Source organism: Sandaracinus amylolyticus, from assembly GCF_021631985.1.
GTDB lineage: Bacteria > Myxococcota_A > Polyangia > Polyangiales > Sandaracinaceae > Sandaracinus > Sandaracinus amylolyticus_A.
Map to the genome: position 1 here is coordinate 1338727 of NZ_CP070225.1, position 16335 is coordinate 1355061.

The window sequence follows — 16335 nt, forward strand, 5'->3', positions numbered from 1 at the left end:
ATGCCGTCCACCCGCACGCTCCCTTGGGCCAAGGTGATCTTCGGGATCGCCGTCGTCGCGCTGGTGCTCGCGTCCGTGCTCGCGCGTTCCGGAATGCGGTGCCCCGCGGCCGCGGGGTGCCCGTCGCAGCGGGCCGCGCTCCCGAGCGCGCATCCCTTCGTCGCGGACCCCGCGACGGGCGCGCTGCTGGTGGACCTCGAGGACGATGCGTCGCTCGAGGATCGCGAGGCCGTCGCGCGCGAGCTCGCGAGCGCGATCGCGCCGTTCGCATGGGGCCAGGGCCTCGGCGAGATGCTGAGCGACGACGCGGAGCTCTTCCGGGTGCGCGCGCCCGAGAGCGAGGTGAGCGACGTGCTCGCGCGCCTCGGCCGCAACGAGCTCGTCGAGGGCGTCGAGGTGGAGCGCACGTGGTCGCTCCCCGAGACCGAGCTGGGCTTCATCCCCAGCAACCAGGCGCCGCCCGCGGCGACCGACGGCGAGCGCCGCTTCACGCCCGACGACCCCTATTACCGCTTCCAGTGGCACCTCGATCAGATCGGGATGCCCGAGGCGTGGACGCGTGCGCGCGGCGCGGGCGTCGTGGTCGCGGTGATCGACACCGGTGTCGCGTACCGCGATGGCGATCGCTTCCTCCGCGCGCCCGATCTCGCGCGCACCCGCTTCGTCGAGGGCTGGGACTTCGTCGACGACGACGCGCAGCCCGACGACGAGCACGGCCACGGCACGCACGTCGCGGGCACGATCGCGCAGAGCACGCACAACGCGCTCGGCGTCGCGGGCGTCGCGCCCGAGGCGGCGATCATGCCGCTCCGCGTGCTCGACCGGAACGGCGCGGGCGGGTGGGGCGCGATCGCGGCGTCGATCCGCTGGGCCGCCGATCACGGCGCGAACGTGATCAACATGTCGCTCGGCGGCGGCATGCGCTCGCGCACCGTCGAGCGCGCGATCGAGTACGCGCACGAGAAGGGTGTCGTGGTCGTCGCGGCGGCGGGCAACGCGTCGCGCAGCACCGTCGAGTACCCGGCGCGCCACGACCACGTGATCGCGGTCGGCGCGGTGCGCTTCGATCGCACGCTCTCGTTCTACTCGTCGTACGGCCGCGGCCTCGACGTGGTCGCGCCCGGCGGCGACACCCGCGTCGATCAGAACGGCGACGGCATGCCCGACGGTGTGCTGCAGAACACGCTCGTCGGCCGCGATCCGCGCCGCTTCGACTACGTCGCGTACCAGGGGACGTCGATGGCGGCGCCGCACGTCGCGGGTGTCGCGGCGCTCATCGTCGGCGCCGGCGTGACCGATCCCGACGCGGTCGAGCGCGTGCTGACCTCGACCGCGACGGACCTCGGTGATCGCACCCGCTACGCGGCCGGCCTCGTCCAGGCGAACGCGGCGCTCGCGCGCGCGTCGCAGGAGACCGGCGCAGCGCGGGGTGCGCTCGCGGCCCTGCTCGGTCTCGGCGTGCTCGTCGGGCTCCGCCGGCGCGGCAAGCTCGGTGTCGGCATCGCCGGCGCCACGATGCTCGCGGTCGTCCTCGCGGGCGGCCTGGGCGCGCTGCCGTGGCACCTCGTGCCCGGCCTCGGTGGGCTCGAGTCGCTGCTCGCCGGTGGCGGCCCCGGCACCGCGGCGCACCTCGGCGGTCGCTGGACCGCGCTGCTCGCGATGAGCGCGCTGGTGCCGCTCGCGGCGGTCGCGCTGATGCTGCACTTCCGCAAGATGCAGCCGCTGCTCGTCGGTCTGTGCCTCGGCACCGCCGCGTTCCTGCTCGTCGAGGCGCTCGCTCCGACGACTGCGATCGCGCTGCTCCCCGGCTGGCTCGCGGGCCCCTGGCTCGTGCTCAACGCCGGTGTCGCGCTCTGGCTCGGTCGTCAGGTCGCGCGCCAGTCTCGCTGACATTGGTGTCAAGCCCGGCCACGCCCTGTGCGAGGCCGGGCCGACCGCGACAGGGATGTCATGCATCGAGCCCCGGTGACCATTCGGCGTCACCGGGGCTCGCGCATTTCGTCGAGGAAAACACGTGGTGTCGAGCGCGCCGTGAAAACGTCCGCGCGCTGGCAGGCTCTCTGCTAGCACGCCTCGGACGACGACGGGAGCGAGCCCGAAGACTCGCTCCCGCCCTTCTGCTTCACGTTCCGCCGCGCTTCGTTCCTTCGACTCGACTGCCGTTCCTTCGATTCGTTCCGGCTCTCGACTGCTCGCGGCTTCCAGCTTCGTCCGACTCGCGGTTCCTCGGCTGTTCCGCGCGAGACGGCTCCTTCGATCGATCTCGCTGGCGTTCGGGTTCGCGGTTCGAGCCTCTCGCGCCGAGCTCCTCGACGTCTGCTTCACGTTCCGTTCGCGACCGCTGCTCTGGCCGGCGGGGTCGCGCCCGGTGGCTCGCTTCGCTTCGCCTTTCCTTCTACTGCGTTCGCTCTTCGCTTGCGGCTCTTCTTGCTTCGGAACCGTCTTGATTTGCTTCGCGTCGATGTCCGACGCGCCTTTTTCCTTCGCTGATTTCGCTCTTCTTCTTCGCTCGCGTCTCTTCTTCCGAGCGCGGGGCCGTGGCAGCGGCTCCGCGCTCTTTCTCTTCGTGCTCTCCGCGCTTCGAGCGCACGCGCGGATTGCGTTGTCCCTGAGATTGTATGCTTCTGCTGCTCCGGTGCCAAGACCGTGTCGAGGGCTGCAACGTGGCCTCGGGATCGCGCATTCCCCCCGTGCTCGGGTATGCTCCGCGCGCGATGCGACGCTCTCTCGCCGTGATCCTGGCGCTCGCGCTCGGCGCGTGTGCCGCGACCTCATCCGAGATGCGGCGCGCCGAGGAGGCGTACGACCAGGCTCGCTTCGACGCCGCGCGCACCTGGCTCGTCGACCTCGAGGACGTCGCGCCTTCGATGGACGAGCCGATGCGCGCTCGGTACTTCTACCTCCGCGGCATGGCCGAGTACCGGCTCGGGCACCGGCTCGAAGCGCTTCACTACCTCGAGGTCGCGCAGGAAGTCGCGGGCGAGAACGGACGCGGGTTGCGCGAGGAGCAGCGCGAGCTGCTCGCCCGCACGCGCGCCGAGCTCGAGCCCGTCGACCCGCTGAGCCATCGCCCCCCGCCCGTCGCCGCGGACTGACGAGCGAAAAACGAAAGGGCCCGCGGCATCTGCAGGATGCGGCGGGCCCGGTTCTCCTCGCGAACGCGTCTGTCTCGTCGGCTCCGAGCCCTTCGTCCTCGGGGCCCGGGTGCGTCAGTCAGTCAGCTCGACGGGACCCGTAGGTTCTCCATCGCATCCTTGGTCGCGAGCTTCTGCTTCTTGAGCTTCGCCAGGTCGAGCTGCTCGGTGTTGGTGAGGAACATCCGAGCCTCGTACTCAGCGACGCGCTCCTTGAGCTTCTTATGACGCCTCTCGAGGCGGTCCAGCTCCTTGAGGGGATCGACCTGACGCGACTGCGACCTCGCCATGGGACCTCCATGTAACGGTGATCACGAACCTCTAAGGAAGAGCTTCGAGCACACGAGCGAGCAGCGGAACCCGGCTGGCAGCGACAGTAGGACCGGCGCACAAAGAACAGGCGAACCGATCGCACATCCTACTGGCCGTCACGCGCCGGATCAACAAGCCCCTCCGACGTTTCTCGCGCATCTTCACGGAAACAATCGCGTCATCGTGTCGACACGCCCCGGGCCCAAGTTCCTCGTCTCGTTCGCGCTCGCGGCGCTGCTCGCGACCGCGGGAATCGCCCGCGGGCAGTCCGGCGATGCCGACGAGGCGACCGTGGTGCTCGCAGAGGTGCGGGCTCGCTACGGCGCGCTGCGTGGGCTGCGCGCGCGCTTCGAGCAGCGCTTCCATCATCGATTCCACGAGCGCGACGATCGCTGGCGTGGGCGCATCGCGCTGCAGCGTCCCGGTCGACTGCGCATCGACTACGACGTGCCGCGAGGGCGCGTGCTCGCGAGCGATGGGACGCGGATCGTCTCGTACGAGCCCGAGCCCGCGCCGGGGCAGTACTACGAGCAAGCGGCGTCCGAGGACGCGATGCCGATCGCGCTGGGGCTGCTGATGGGCGTCGACCTGCCCGAGGACGCGGTGCAGGCGCGGCTCGTCGATGCGCGCCAGACGGGCTTCGTCGGCAGCGTGATCGAGCTGCGGCCGAGCGCGCCGGTCGCGCACTACGAGCGCGTGTGGCTCTACGTCGATCGCGCCGAGGGGCGGCGCGGGCGCGTGCATCGCGTGATGATCATCGACCACGCGGGGAACACGAACCGCTTCGATCTGATCGCTCAGGTCGAGAATCCGCCGCTCGCGGAGTCGACGTTCGTGTTCCGTCCGCCCGCGTCGGCGCGCCGCATCGAGCCCTGACGAAAAATCGGCTCGCCCGCTCAGGGCCCTGCCGTCCGCGTGCTCCGCACGCTCCCGTGCGCCGGCGAGCACTCCCCGCTGGACTGAGCCAAGAGCGCTTCGAAGCGCGGCGCGAGCGCGGACCAGGTGCGCGACGAGGCGGAGCGCGATGCGTGATCGGAGAGGCGCGCGCGGAGCGCGGGATCGTCTCGCAGACGTGCGATCGCAGCGCGCAGCGCCCAGACGTCGTCGGGCGGAACGAGCAGGCCGTCGTGCTCGTGGGTGACGAGCTCGCGTGCACCTCCGACGTCGCTCGCGATCACCGGCAGCGCGGCGTTCATCGCCTCGATCAGCGCGGTGGGCGCGCCCTCGGTGCGTCCGCTCGGGAGCACGATCGAAGGCGCGACGAGCGCATCGGCGGCCGCGAGCCAGCGCGCCTTCTCGTCGCCGGTGATGATGCCGAGGAAGCGCACGTTCGCGTCGAGGGCTCGCGCGGTCTGCTCGAGGCGCGCGCGCTCGGGCCCCTCGCCGCCGATCACGAGCTCGACGTCGGGCATCGTCGCGATCGCACGGATGGCGCGATCGAGGCCCTTCACCGGTACGAGGCGCGCGAGCACGAGCAGCGTGAAGCGCTCGCGTCGCGACATCGCGAGTGTCGGAGCGGGATCGACGCCCATCGCGATCACGTGCGATCGATCGTGTGCATCGGGCGCGAGCGCGAGGAATCGATCGCGCAATCGCTCGCTCACGAACACCAGCGCGTCGCTGCGATCGGCGATCGCGCGAGCGAGGGCGCGCGGTGCGCGAGAGAGAACGTGCACGTCGGCCGAGTGGAAGAACGCGACGTGCCGCGCCGCGCCGCGCATCGCGCCCGCGACCAGCCCGCAGGGCACGCCCCAGTGGCTCGCGATCGCGTCCCATCGCCTCGACGACATCGCCGCGGCGAGCGCGATCGGGAACGATGCCGCGCCGATCCACGCGAGCGGATCGCGCGCGAGGTTGTCGGGCGCGCCGGCGCGATGGAACGTGCGCTGGAGCGTGCGAGGTCGTGCGTAGTCGATCCATCGCACGCGTACGCCGGGTGCGGGATCGGTCCACGGATCGCCACGATCGGGCGCGGGCGCGATCACTTCGATCTCGTGCCCGCGTGCCGCGAGCGCGCGCGCCATGCCGAGCACGAAGAGCCCCGAGACGTCGCGCTCCGACGTCGGGAAGCTCGTCGCGGGCATCGCGACGATCACGAGAGGTGCCGCGTGATCGCGGTGCGCGCGAGGAGCAGCGGGATCACGATGAGCCCGTGATGGATGCCGATGCCGCTCTCCTCGTCGGCGTAGATCGGGCGCACCGTGACCTCGCCGACGCGCAGCCCTGCGGCCGCGGCGCGTCCCAGCAGATCGTTCGGATAGCCGTAGCCCGGCCACATGCGCTCGAGCTCGATGCGGCGCGCCGCGGTCCGCGAGATCGCGGCGTAGCCGCACTGCGAGTCGCGCACCGGGATCCCCGTGGCGAGGTGCGTGAGCCGCGAGAGCACGTGGTTCGCGATCCAGCGATGCGGCGGCATCGTTCGGCGCACGCTCGGGTGCGAGAGCCGATCACCTTTGCAGTAGTCGACCTCGCCGCGCGCGACCGGCGCGACGACGCGCTCGAGATCCGAAGGATCCATCTGCGCGTCGCCCGCCATCACTGCAGCGACGTCGGCGCCGCGATCGAACGCGATGCGCGTGCCCGTCGCGATCGCAGCGCCCACACCGCGGTTGCGCGCGTGACGGACGACCTCGACGCGTGCATCGCCGGTGCGCGCTGCTTCGCGCGCGGTGGCATCCGTCGACGCGTCGTCCACGACGACGACGCGATCGACGAACGACGGGATCCCGGAGAGCGCTCGCGCGATGAGGCGCGCCTCGTTGTACGCCGGGACGACGACTGCGACGTTTGCGCTCTCCAGCACGACTACGGCGCGCGAATTACTCGACGGTCACCGTCTTCGCCAGGTTGCGCGGCTGGTCGACGTCGGTGCCCTTGAAGTCGGCGACGTAGTACGAGTAGAGCTGCATCGGCAGCACGGTGAGGAACGGCGTGATCGCCTCGGGCACGTCGGGCACCTCGATCACGTCCTGCGAGAGCGAGTGCGCGGACTCGTCGCCCTCGGTCGCGACCGCGATGACCTGACCCTCGCGCGCCTTCGCCTCCTGCAGGTTGCCGTGGGTGCGCTCGTACCAGCGATCCTTCGGCATCAGCACGAACACCGGGACCGCGCTGTCGATCAGCGCGATCGGGCCGTGCTTCATCTCGCCCGCCGCGTAGCCCTCGGCGTGCACGTACGAGATCTCCTTCAGCTTGAGCGCGGCCTCGAGCGCGATCGGGTAGTTGAGGCCGCGGCCGAGGAAGAGCACGTCGCGCGCGTCGCGATAGCGCTTCGCGAGGTTGCACACGAGCTGGCGCGTGCCCTGGATGACGTCGCGCATCAGCAGCGGCAGGCGCGCCATCGCCTCGACCAGATCGCGCGCCTTCGCCTCGTCGAGCGTGCCGCGGCGCTTGCCGAGCCAGATCGAGAGCATCATCAGGTTCGCGAGCTGCGTCGAGAAGCACTTCGTCGACGCGACGCCGATCTCCGGGCCCGCGTGCGTGTAGAACGCCGCGTCGGCCATGCGCGGGATCGCGCTGCCGATCACGTTCGCGATCGCGAGGATCTTCGCGCCGCGCTCCTTCGCCTCGCGCGCCGCGATCAGCGTGTCGATCGTCTCGCCGCTCTGGCTCACCGCGACGACGAGATCGCCCTCGCCGATCATCGGCTCGCGACCGCGGAACTCGCTCGCGAGCTCGACCGAGGTCGGGATGCGCGCGATCGACTCGAGGTAATAGCGGCCCGTCATCGCCGCGTGGTGGCTCGTGCCGCACGCGAGCAGGAACACGCGCTTGATGCTGCGCGCGTCGTCGTCGCTCAGGCCGATCTCGTGGCCGTGCACGTCGCCGTGCTCGCGATCCAGGCGGCCGCGCAGCGTGTCCTCGATGGCGCGCGGCTGCTCGTGGATCTCCTTGAGCATGAAGTGCTTGAAGCCGGCCTTCTCGGCCATCACGGGCGACCAGTCGATCACCTTGATGGCGCGCTCGACGACGGTGCCGTCGAGGCGCGTGATCCGGACCGAGCCTTTCTCGAGCACGGCCATGTCGCCGTCCTCGAGGAAGATCATCTTGCGCGTGTACGGCAGCAGCGCGGGGATGTCGCTGCCCGCGTAGCTCGCGTCGTCCGCGATGCCGATCACGAGCGGCGAGCTCGCCTTCGCGACGACGATTCGCCCCGGCTCGTCCTTGCTCAGCACCGCGAGCGCGTACGCGCCGTGGATCTCGCGCAACGCGCTGCGCACCGCGTCCTCGAGGCCCTTGCCGTTCTCGCGCAGCTTCTCGTGCACGAGGTGCGCGGCGATCTCGGTGTCGGTGTCGCTGACGATCTTCGCGCCACGCTCGACCAGGCGGGTGCGCAGCGAAAGGTGGTTCTCGATGATGCCGTTGTGCACCAGCGCGATCGGGCCCGACTGGTGGGGGTGCGCGTTCACCTCGGTGGGGCGTCCGTGCGTCGCCCAGCGCGTGTGGCCGATGCCCGTCGTGCCCGCGAGCGGCTTCTCCTCGAGCGCTTTCTCGAGGTTGCGCAGCTTGCCCACCGCGCGCGCGATCTTGATCTCGCCGTTGCTGTGGATCGCGACGCCGGCCGAGTCGTAGCCGCGGTACTCGAGACGGCGCAGGCCGTCGAGGAGAATGGGAGCCGTGTCGTCGTCACCGACGTAACCCACGATGCCGCACATGAACGTCGTTCCTCCGTTGGCCGTCCTGTGCTGCGGGACGGCGAGAGAACAGATAGGCCCCCACGAGACGAACGAGCCGGGGCATGCGATTCCGCACCCCCGGCCCGTGTAGCACGCGCGAAGCGAACGCGCCGATCGCGGCGGATTCGTGCGCTGTCCGCGTTATTCGGCGGGCGTCGCGCCCTCCGCGGGGAACGACGAGATCTCGCGCCCGTCGGGATCGACGACGCGCACCGGGCCCCACCGGCGCATGGGCTGCGCGATGACTTCCGCGTCACCGACGATCACGACGAGCGCCTGATCGGGTCGGATGTGGGCGCGCGCCGCCTCGAGCGCCTGGTCCGGCGTGACGTTGCGGATGTCCGAGCGGTACGTGTCGAAGTAGTCGTCGGCCAGCCCGTAGAGGCGAAGGTCCGAGACCATGCCCGCGATGCGACCCGCAGTGTCGATCTGCAGCGGGAACGAGTCCGACAGATAGCGCTGTGCGTTGTTCACTTCTTCCTGCGGCGGCGCCTCGGTGACGATGCGCTGCAGGTGCTCCATGAACGCGTCCATCGCGGCCGGCGTGCGATCGACGTCGGGATGCTCGGGGTCGCGTCCCACCGAGCCACGCGCGCGGAACGGTCCCGGGATCGGCAGCTCGTCGACGCTCGAGTAGGCGCCGTACGTGAGGCTGCGCCGCTCGCGCAGATCGCTGAAGAGGCGCGACGCGGCCGAGCCTCCGAGCACCTGGTTCGCGACCTCGAGCGGCACCCAGTCCGGATGCGAGCGCGCGATCGCGAGGTTGCCCACCGCGATCACCGACTGCGCCGAGCCCGGGCGATGCACGATCAGCACTTCGCGCTGCGTGCGCTGCGGCACGTCGGGCAGCTGCGCCTGCGCGACCTCGCGACGACGCCACCGACCGAACGCGCGCTGCGCCGCGGCCTGCACCTGCTCCGGCGTCACGTCGCCGGCGACCACGAGGAACGCGTTGTTCGGCACGAAGTGATCGCGATGCCAGTTCGCGAGATCGGTGCGCCGCGCGCGCTCGAGCGTCTGCGGCGTGAGATCGACGTTCGCGTACGGATGCGAGCCGTACGCCGCCTGATAGAAGGCGCGCCGCGCGAGCGTCGCCGCGTCCGCGTACTCGACGCGCAGGCGATCGGCCTCGCGCGCCTTGAGGCGACGCAGCTCCTGCTCGTCGAAGCGCGGGTTCTGCGCGATGTCCGCGAGCAGATCCATCACGGTGTCGAGGTGCTCCGAGAGCGCGCGGACCTGCAGCACCACCTGGGCCTGATCGTCGCCCACGAAGAGATCGGCGCCGAGGTACTCGATCTGCTCGGCGAGCTGCGCGCTCGTGCGCCGGCGCGTGCCTTCCTTGAGCATCTTCGCGACGAGGCGCGAGAGGCCCGGCAGCTGCTCGGGCGACGACGCGAGACCGCTGCGCACCACGAGCCGCACGTAGACGAGCGGCAGCGCGTTGGTGCGCACGGTGTTCACCTCGAGGCCGTTCGCGAGCGTGGTGCGCGCGATCGGCGGGAGGTGCACGTCACGCGCGGGGCCCGACGGAGGCGGCGGAACGCGCGGCGTCTCGGCCTGCGCCTGCTCGGCGCCTTCGCCACCGGCGCCCGGCTCGGGCGTCGTGGTCTGCGCGCTCGGTCCGCACGCGACGAGCGAGAGCGCGATGGCGAGCGACGTCAGCTTCCTCATCGCGCACCTCCTTCCGCGCTCTCTTCGGCCTGCGGCGCAGGCACCACGTCGAGCACGGTGCGGTTCGTCTCCGCGAAGTAGCGACCCGCGACGCGCTTGATGTCGTCGCTCGTCACCGCGAGATAGCGATCGAGCTCGGCGCGGATGAGCTCCGCGTCGCCCCAGTACATCTCGAACTCCGCGAGGTTCTTCGCGCGATCGAGGTTGCTCTGGAGGCCGAACACGAACGACGCGCGCACGCGATTGCGCAGCTTCTCGAGCTCGCGCTCGGGAATGCCCTCGCGCGCGATGCGCTCGATCGCCGAGTAGATGAACGGCCGCACCTCGGCGCCGGTGTGTCCTTCCGCGACGAGCGCGAAGATCGACAGCAGATCGGGCCCGCGGCGATCGTCGGTCGCGACGTAGATCTCCGAGACCAGCTCGCGCTGCTTCACGAGCTCCTGGTAGAGGCGCGACGACTCGCCATCGCCGAGCGCGAGCGCGAGCATCTCGAGCGGATAGTGATCGGCCTCGCGCGACTGCGGGATGTGGAACGCGACGTGGAACGCGGGAAGGTCCGCGAGCATGTCCTGCATCGTGTCGGTGCGCTCCGCGGTCTGCGGCGCGATGTCGCCGGGCGCGTAGGGCGGCACCTCGCGCGACGGGATGTTCCCGAAGTAGCGCCGCACGAGCTCCATCGCCTGATCGGGATCGAAGTCGCCGGCGATCGAGAGCACCGCGTTGTTCGGCGCGTAGTGCGTCTGCCAGAACTCCTGCACCGCCGAGAGCGGCGCGTCGACGAGGTCCTGCGTGTCGCCGATCGTCGAGTGCGCGTAGGGCCAGTAGTCGCCGTACGCGAGCTCGTTGATGCGCAGGAACGAGAGCGCGTAGGGCCGGTTCTCGTAGCTCTGCTGGCGCTCCTGGATGACGACCTGCGTCTGGTTGTCGAAGTTGAACTCGTTGACCGCGAGCGAGCGCATGCGATCCGACTCGAGGAAGAGCCCGAGCTCGAGCTCGTTCGCGGGCAGCGTCTCGAAGTAGTTCGTGCGGTCCTCGCTCGTCGTGCCGTTGAGCGATCCACCGCGGTTCATGATCAACGAGAAGTGCTCGCCGCGTGCCACGTTCGCCGAGCCCTGGAACATCATGTGCTCGAACAGGTGCGCGAACCCCGAGCGCCCTCGGACCTCGTTGCGCGAGCCCACGTCGTAGTAGACCGCGATCGCGACGGTGGGCACCGTCGGGTCGGGGTTCAGCACCACGCGCAGCCCGTTGTCGAGTCGCTCGCGGCGGATCGCGAGGCGCGACAGCGGAGAGCTCGCCGCCGCAGCCGGCGCGGCGTCGGCCTGCGCGCTCGTCGGGCGATCCTGCGCATCGACCTGGGTCAGATGCGACGCCGTTCCCACCAGCGCGGCCGTCGCGCCGAGGAACGCGACCGCCATCGCGGCGCGCTTCGGTCGTTCGGTCATCAAGGCTCCTCCTCTTCGCGGCCTACCTAACACCCGCGCGCACGATTTGCCCACGAGGCTTGACCCAACCGCTCGGACGCTGGAGTCTTCCCGGTCCCTCAAATGACCGCAGCCGTCCTCTCGATCGGGACCGAGCTCACCCGCGGCGAGCTGGTGAACACCAACGCGAGCTGGCTCGCGGAACGCCTCACGCTGCTGGGCTTCGAAGTGCAGGAGCTGCGCGTCGTCGACGACGACGTCCCGCGCATCGTCGAGGTGCTGAAGGCGCTCGCGTCGAAGCATCGCGTGATCATCTCGACCGGAGGCCTCGGGCCGACCACCGACGATCTCACGACGATCGCCGCGGCCCAGGCGCTCGGAGTCGGGCTCGAGCGACACGATCCCTCGCTCGACGCGATCCGTCGGCGCTTCGCGAAGCTCGGTCGCGAGATGTCGAAGACGAACGAGAAGCAGGCGGACTTCCCGATCGGCGCGACGGTCCTGCCCAACTCGGTGGGCACCGCGCCGGGCTTCGCGATCGAGCTCGACGGCGCGCGCATCTTCTTCCTGCCGGGCGTTCCCGTCGAGATGCGACGCATCGTCGAGGATCACGTCGAGCCCGCGATCGCGTCGCTCGCCGAGCGCACGACGCATCAGATCCGACTGCGCACGTTCGGGCTGCCCGAGTCGGTCGTCGGCGAGAAGCTCGCGGGCATCGAGGACAACGAGCCCGCGGTGACGCTCGGCTATCGCGCGTCGTTCCCCGAGATCGAGGTGAAGGTGCTCGCGCGTGCGGGCAATCACGCCGAGGCCGAGGGCATCGCGCGCCGCGTCGCGCAGACGGTGCGCGATCGGCTCGGCGACGCGGTGTTCGGCGAGACCGACGACACGTTCGCGGGCTACGTCGGACAGACGCTGCGCGATCGCGGGCTCACGCTGGCGATCGCGGAGTCGTGCACCGGCGGGATGATCGGCGCGATGGTCACGAGCGTGCCCGGCAGCTCCGAGTACCTGCTGCTCGATGCGGTCACGTACTCGAACGCGGCGAAGCACGATCTGCTCGGCGTCGACATGGAGCTGATGCGGCACCACGGCGCGGTGAGCGGGGAGGTCGCGGGCGCGATGGCCGAAGGCGCGCTCGCGCGCGCCGACGCGCACCTCGGCGTGGCGGTCACGGGGATCGCCGGCCCGGGCGGCGGCACCGACGCGAAGCCGGTCGGCACGGTGTGGTTCGCGCTCGCGCAGCGTGGCGGTCCCACGATCACGCGCACGATGAACCTGCCCGGCGATCGCGAGCGCATCCGGACGCTCGCGTCGTACGTCGCGCTGAAGCTGGTCGCCGACGCGGCGATCTCGCGCGGCCGCAGCTGAGCCGCGTCAGTCGTCGCCCATCCGCGACGTCAGGCGTTCCGTTCGGGGCCGGAGTGGTTCGGCCTCTGGACAATCCATACTGAACAAGATATCAGCATGGGCGCGCGGCCCCGCCCGAATGGCGGGTCGCGCGCACCGGGCACTGCATGGCCAGCGGCATCGCAGAGGATGCCGCGAAGGGAAGGCACGACGAGATGGCGACCGACTCGAACAAGGAGAACAAGGAGAAGGCGCTGAGCCTCGCGCTCGGCACCATCGAGAAGACGTTCGGCAAGGGCGCGATCATGCGCCTCGGAGATGCCGAGCAAACCAAGGACATCGCGATCATCCCGTCGGGCTCGGTGGCCCTGGACATCGCGCTGGGCGTCGGTGGTTATCCGCGCGGGCGCATCATCGAGATCTTCGGCCCGGAGTCGAGCGGCAAGACGACGCTGACGCTCCACGCGATCGCCGAGGTGCAGAAGCAGGGCGGCGTCGCCGCGTTCATCGACGCCGAGCACGCGCTCGACGTCTCGTACGCGAAGAAGCTCGGCGTGAACACCGAGGAGCTGCTGGTCTCGCAGCCCGATCACGGTGAGCAGGCGCTCGAGATCGCCGACACGCTGGTGCGCAGCGGCGCGGTCGATCTGATCGTCGTCGACTCGGTCGCCGCGCTCGTGCCCAAGGCCGAGATCGAGGGCGAGATGGGCGACCAGCACGTCGGTCTGCACGCGCGCCTGATGAGCCAGGCGCTCCGCAAGCTGACCGCGACGGTGCACAAGTCGAACTGCACGCTGTTCTTCATCAACCAGATCCGCATGAAGATCGGCGTGATGTTCGGCTCGCCCGAGACCACGACGGGCGGCAACGCGCTCAAGTTCTATGCGTCGCAGCGCCTCGACATCCGTCGCGTCGGCACGATCAAGACGGGCGATCAGGCGGTCGGCAACCGCGTCCGCGTGAAGGTCGTGAAGAACAAGCTCGCGCCGCCGTTCGTCGAGTGCGAGTTCGACGTGCTCTTCGGCAAGGGGATGAGCCGCTCGGGTGACGTGCTCGATCTCGGTGCCGAGATGGGGATCATCGAGAAGTCGGGCGCGTGGTACAGCTGCCAGGGCGAGCGCATCGGGCAGGGACGCGACAACGCGCGCCTCTACCTGGAGCAGCACCCGGAGACGATGGCGTGGGTCGAGAACCAGATCCTCGAGAAGCACGGGCTCAGCCGTGGCGGCGCAGCTGCAGCGCCGAGCGAGCCCTCCGAGGAGAAGCCGAACGGCGGGTCGGATCGTCGTTCGCGCGCGCGCAACTGAGCGTGGTGATCGCCGCGCTCGCGATGTCGATCGCGAGCGCGTGCGGCGCGTCTTCGTCGACGGGCCGCGCGGTCCCTGCGCCGGAGCGCGCTCGTTGGGACGGTGCGCTCGTGGACCTCGCTCCGCGCGACGCGTCGGTCGTCGTGATCGCGCGGCCCGAGGAGATGCTCCGCGAGCGCGCTGCGCGCGACGTGCTCGACGCGATCGCGCCCGACGAGCACCTCGAGCGATATCGCCAGCACACCGGGATCGATCCTCGGCGCATCGAGGAGTTGGTCTGGGCGGAGAGCAACGAGGGCTCGCTGTTGCTCGTGCGAGGACCATTCTCCGCGCCGCTCGCAGTGGCGGAGATGGGCCACCGCATGCTGCCGATCGAGTCGAGCACCGACGAGCCGTTCGTGCGCCGCGTCGGTCACTACCAGGGCGCGCGGCGCGACCTCGTCGCGCTCGCGGATCACGTGCTCGCGGTGATCAGCGGATCACCGGAGCTCGCCGACGACATCCTCGGTCGCGCCCGACGTGGCGAAGCGGGAGGGGCGCTCGCGGACGAGCCGGTCGCATCGCTCGTGATGGCGCACCGGGGCGCACCGTTGGTCGTCGTCGCGCCGCGACCTCTGGCGCTCCCGCCGGGATCGGGGGTGGCGCTGCTGCTTGCGCGCGAGCGGGCGATGCTCGTCACCGGTACGCCCCGGGGCGATGCGGACATCGGGGTCGTCGCCGAGCTGCGCGGGGAGTTCCCGCCGGGCGCCGATCAGAATTTCCGGGCTCTCTTCGAATCGGTCGCGTCGAGTGATCTCGGCGTTGCGATCGGAATGAGCGCGGCGCTCGAGACGTTCACGGTCGACGCGGACGCCGAGCACGTCGTGCTCCGCGCGACGATCCCCGCTCCGACCCTGGCGGCGGGGCTCCGAGTGCTGTTCGAGGCCGAGATCGCCGAGCTCGTCGACGGGACGCCGGAGCACGCCGGCACCCCGACGGGTGCTCGGACGAGTCCATAAGTGCGCGAAATCGCAGGATGTTTTGCGAAACTAGCCGATTGACCGGAGAGCCGGATTCTGCTATCCATGGCGCCTCTCGCGGTCTGCCCTCACGTACCGTGAGGCTCTCCGCGGGGTCGCACCCGGGAATGCCCGACCTGCGCCTACGCCCACCGGCTGACGCGCAGGCGCCCGGTCGAAGGGGCGCACGGCCGCCCTCGGTCGTGGTTCGGGATGGGTGCCGAGGAGGTCATCGAATGGATTTCAAGGTCGGCGAGAAGGCGGTCCATCCCTATCACGGCGTCGGTGAGGTGACGGCTGTCGAGACCAAGGAGATCGCCGGTCACAAGAAGACCTTCTACATCCTCCGGATCGTCGAGAGCGGCATGAAGGTGATGGTCCCGACCGACGCCGCGCAGCGCATCGGTCTCCGCGCCGTGATCTCGAAGAAGGAGGCGGACAAGGTCCTCGCCGTCCTCAAGGACACGAAGTTCGCCGTCACCGCGCAGCCGTGGAACCGCCGCCAGCGCGAGTACGTCGAGATGCTGAAGAGCGGATCGCCGGTCGAGGTGGCGAAGGTGCTGCGCGACCTGACGCGCCTGAAGTCGGACAAGGATCTCTCGTTCGGCGAGCGCCGCCTGCTCGATCAGGCGCGCAGCCTCCTCGTGACCGAGCTCGCGCTCGCGCGGCGCTGCAAGGAAGATCGCGTCGAGGCGGAGATCCAGGGGATCCTGGCGAGCTGATCGTCGAGCGCTCCGAAACGCAGAACGCCCACGGACCATGCGGTCCGTGGGCGTTTCTCTTTCTCGCGGCGCGATCAGCCGAGGTTCAGCGTCACGCCGAACGAGATGTACGGATTGCCGACGCGCAGCGTGAGCGAGACGACGTCGCCGAGGTGCAGGCTCCCGCCCACTGCCGCGATGACCCACGCGCCGACGTGATCGCCGTAGTCGACGTAGCCGCGATAGAAGAGCGAAGGCGGCAGGTACACCTGGAAGCCCAGCTCCGCGAACGCGCTCCACGTGTCGGAGAAGTAGAACTCCCAGTGCAGCGCGACCGGGAAGCCCATCGCGAAGCGGTACTCGTGGCCCGCGCAGGGATCTCCCGGATCGTTGCGGTAACAGCCCCAGTCGTCGACGAAATAGAAGTCGCCGCCGAAGTTGATGTAGACGGCGTTGTCGATCGACGGAACGAAGCCGTTGTGCAGGATGGGGATGCCGAAGCGCGCACCGCCTGCGAAGCCGAAGCCGTACCACGCGAGGCCGCCGTGGAACTCGAGCTGGAACGGGCGCGTGCCCGTGAACGGTTGGTCGATGCGATGATCGGCGCGGGCTGCGGGCGCCGCTGACGCCAGCGTCGCCACGCCGAGCGCGAGCGCGACGAGCCACGCGTTCCTGCGAGATGTCATGCGTCGTCTCCTCCTTCGGCCCGGAGACTAGGCCGACGGCCCATGCATGGCCAAATGCCGACCGACCTTCATCGGG

At 70.2% G+C, this 16335-nt stretch carries 14 protein-coding genes; 7 read left to right on the forward strand and 7 right to left on the reverse strand.

All coding sequences use genetic code 11. The features are described from left to right. Positions 1 to 1890, forward strand: coding sequence for a S8 family peptidase (locus tag I5071_RS05490; protein ID WP_236604328.1), 1890 nt, complete (start codon positions 1 to 3; stop codon positions 1888 to 1890). Positions 1891 to 2714: 824 nt separating this feature from the next. Beyond that, positions 2715 to 3095, forward strand: coding sequence for a hypothetical protein (locus tag I5071_RS05495; RefSeq protein WP_236604329.1), 381 nt, complete (start codon positions 2715 to 2717; stop codon positions 3093 to 3095). Positions 3096 to 3217: 122 nt separating this feature from the next. Here the strand turns inward: I5071_RS05495 and I5071_RS05500 are convergent, their stop codons facing one another. Then, a complete protein-coding gene (locus I5071_RS05500) occupies positions 3218 to 3424 on the reverse strand; it encodes a YdcH family protein (RefSeq protein ID WP_236604330.1) in 207 nt (68 codons plus the stop codon). 205 nt (positions 3425 to 3629) lie between these two features. Between I5071_RS05500 and I5071_RS05505 the strand changes: the two genes are divergently transcribed. Next, positions 3630 to 4322, forward strand: a complete 693-nt coding sequence (locus tag I5071_RS05505) for a LolA family protein (protein ID WP_236604331.1) — start codon at positions 3630 to 3632, stop codon at positions 4320 to 4322. Between the two features lie 20 nt (positions 4323 to 4342). On the opposite strand, the gene I5071_RS05510 is transcribed toward I5071_RS05505, so the two are convergent. The 5 genes from I5071_RS05510 to I5071_RS05530 form a co-directional block, all read right to left on the reverse strand. Beyond that, complete coding sequence (locus I5071_RS05510; RefSeq protein WP_236604332.1) at positions 4343 to 5530, reverse strand: glycosyltransferase family 4 protein; 1188 nt, start codon at positions 5528 to 5530, stop codon at positions 4343 to 4345. 8 nt (positions 5531 to 5538) lie between these two features. Beyond that, positions 5539 to 6249, reverse strand: coding sequence for a glycosyltransferase family 2 protein (locus I5071_RS05515; protein WP_236604333.1), 711 nt, complete (start codon positions 6247 to 6249; stop codon positions 5539 to 5541). Positions 6250 to 6265: 16 nt separating this feature from the next. Beyond that, entirely contained in the window at positions 6266 to 8101 is a 1836-nt protein-coding gene (gene glmS / locus I5071_RS05520) for a glutamine--fructose-6-phosphate transaminase (isomerizing) (RefSeq protein ID WP_236604334.1), read from the reverse strand. 162 nt (positions 8102 to 8263) lie between these two features. Continuing rightward, positions 8264 to 9793 carry a M16 family metallopeptidase gene (locus I5071_RS05525; protein ID WP_236604335.1) on the reverse strand — a complete coding sequence of 510 codons (1530 nt, stop codon included), beginning with the start codon at positions 9791 to 9793 and terminating at the stop codon, positions 8264 to 8266. Then, positions 9790 to 11238, reverse strand: coding sequence for a M16 family metallopeptidase (locus I5071_RS05530; RefSeq protein ID WP_236604336.1), 1449 nt, complete (start codon positions 11236 to 11238; stop codon positions 9790 to 9792). Before I5071_RS05530 ends, I5071_RS05525 begins: the two co-directional genes overlap by 4 nt. Positions 11239 to 11340: 102 nt before the next feature. Between I5071_RS05530 and I5071_RS05535 the strand changes: the two genes are divergently transcribed. From I5071_RS05535 to I5071_RS05550, 4 genes are all read left to right on the forward strand, one after another. After that, positions 11341 to 12588 carry a competence/damage-inducible protein A gene (locus I5071_RS05535; protein ID WP_236604337.1) on the forward strand — a complete coding sequence of 416 codons (1248 nt, stop codon included), beginning with the start codon at positions 11341 to 11343 and terminating at the stop codon, positions 12586 to 12588. Between the two features lie 194 nt (positions 12589 to 12782). Next, positions 12783 to 13874, forward strand: coding sequence for a recombinase RecA (gene recA, locus I5071_RS05540; RefSeq protein WP_236604338.1), 1092 nt, complete (start codon positions 12783 to 12785; stop codon positions 13872 to 13874). A 5-nt stretch (positions 13875 to 13879) separates the two neighbouring features. Further along, positions 13880 to 14872, forward strand: a complete 993-nt coding sequence (locus I5071_RS05545; protein ID WP_236604339.1) for a hypothetical protein — start codon at positions 13880 to 13882, stop codon at positions 14870 to 14872. Between the two features lie 236 nt (positions 14873 to 15108). Next, the gene (locus I5071_RS05550; protein ID WP_053235322.1) at positions 15109 to 15594 is read left to right on the forward strand and encodes a CarD family transcriptional regulator; all 486 of its coding nucleotides are present in this window, start codon (positions 15109 to 15111) and stop codon (positions 15592 to 15594) included. A 74-nt stretch (positions 15595 to 15668) separates the two neighbouring features. Here I5071_RS05550 and I5071_RS05555 read toward each other — a convergent pair whose 3' ends face one another. Next, positions 15669 to 16259, reverse strand: a complete 591-nt coding sequence (locus I5071_RS05555) for a hypothetical protein (protein WP_236604340.1) — start codon at positions 16257 to 16259, stop codon at positions 15669 to 15671. Between the last annotated feature and the right edge of the window lie 76 nt (positions 16260 to 16335).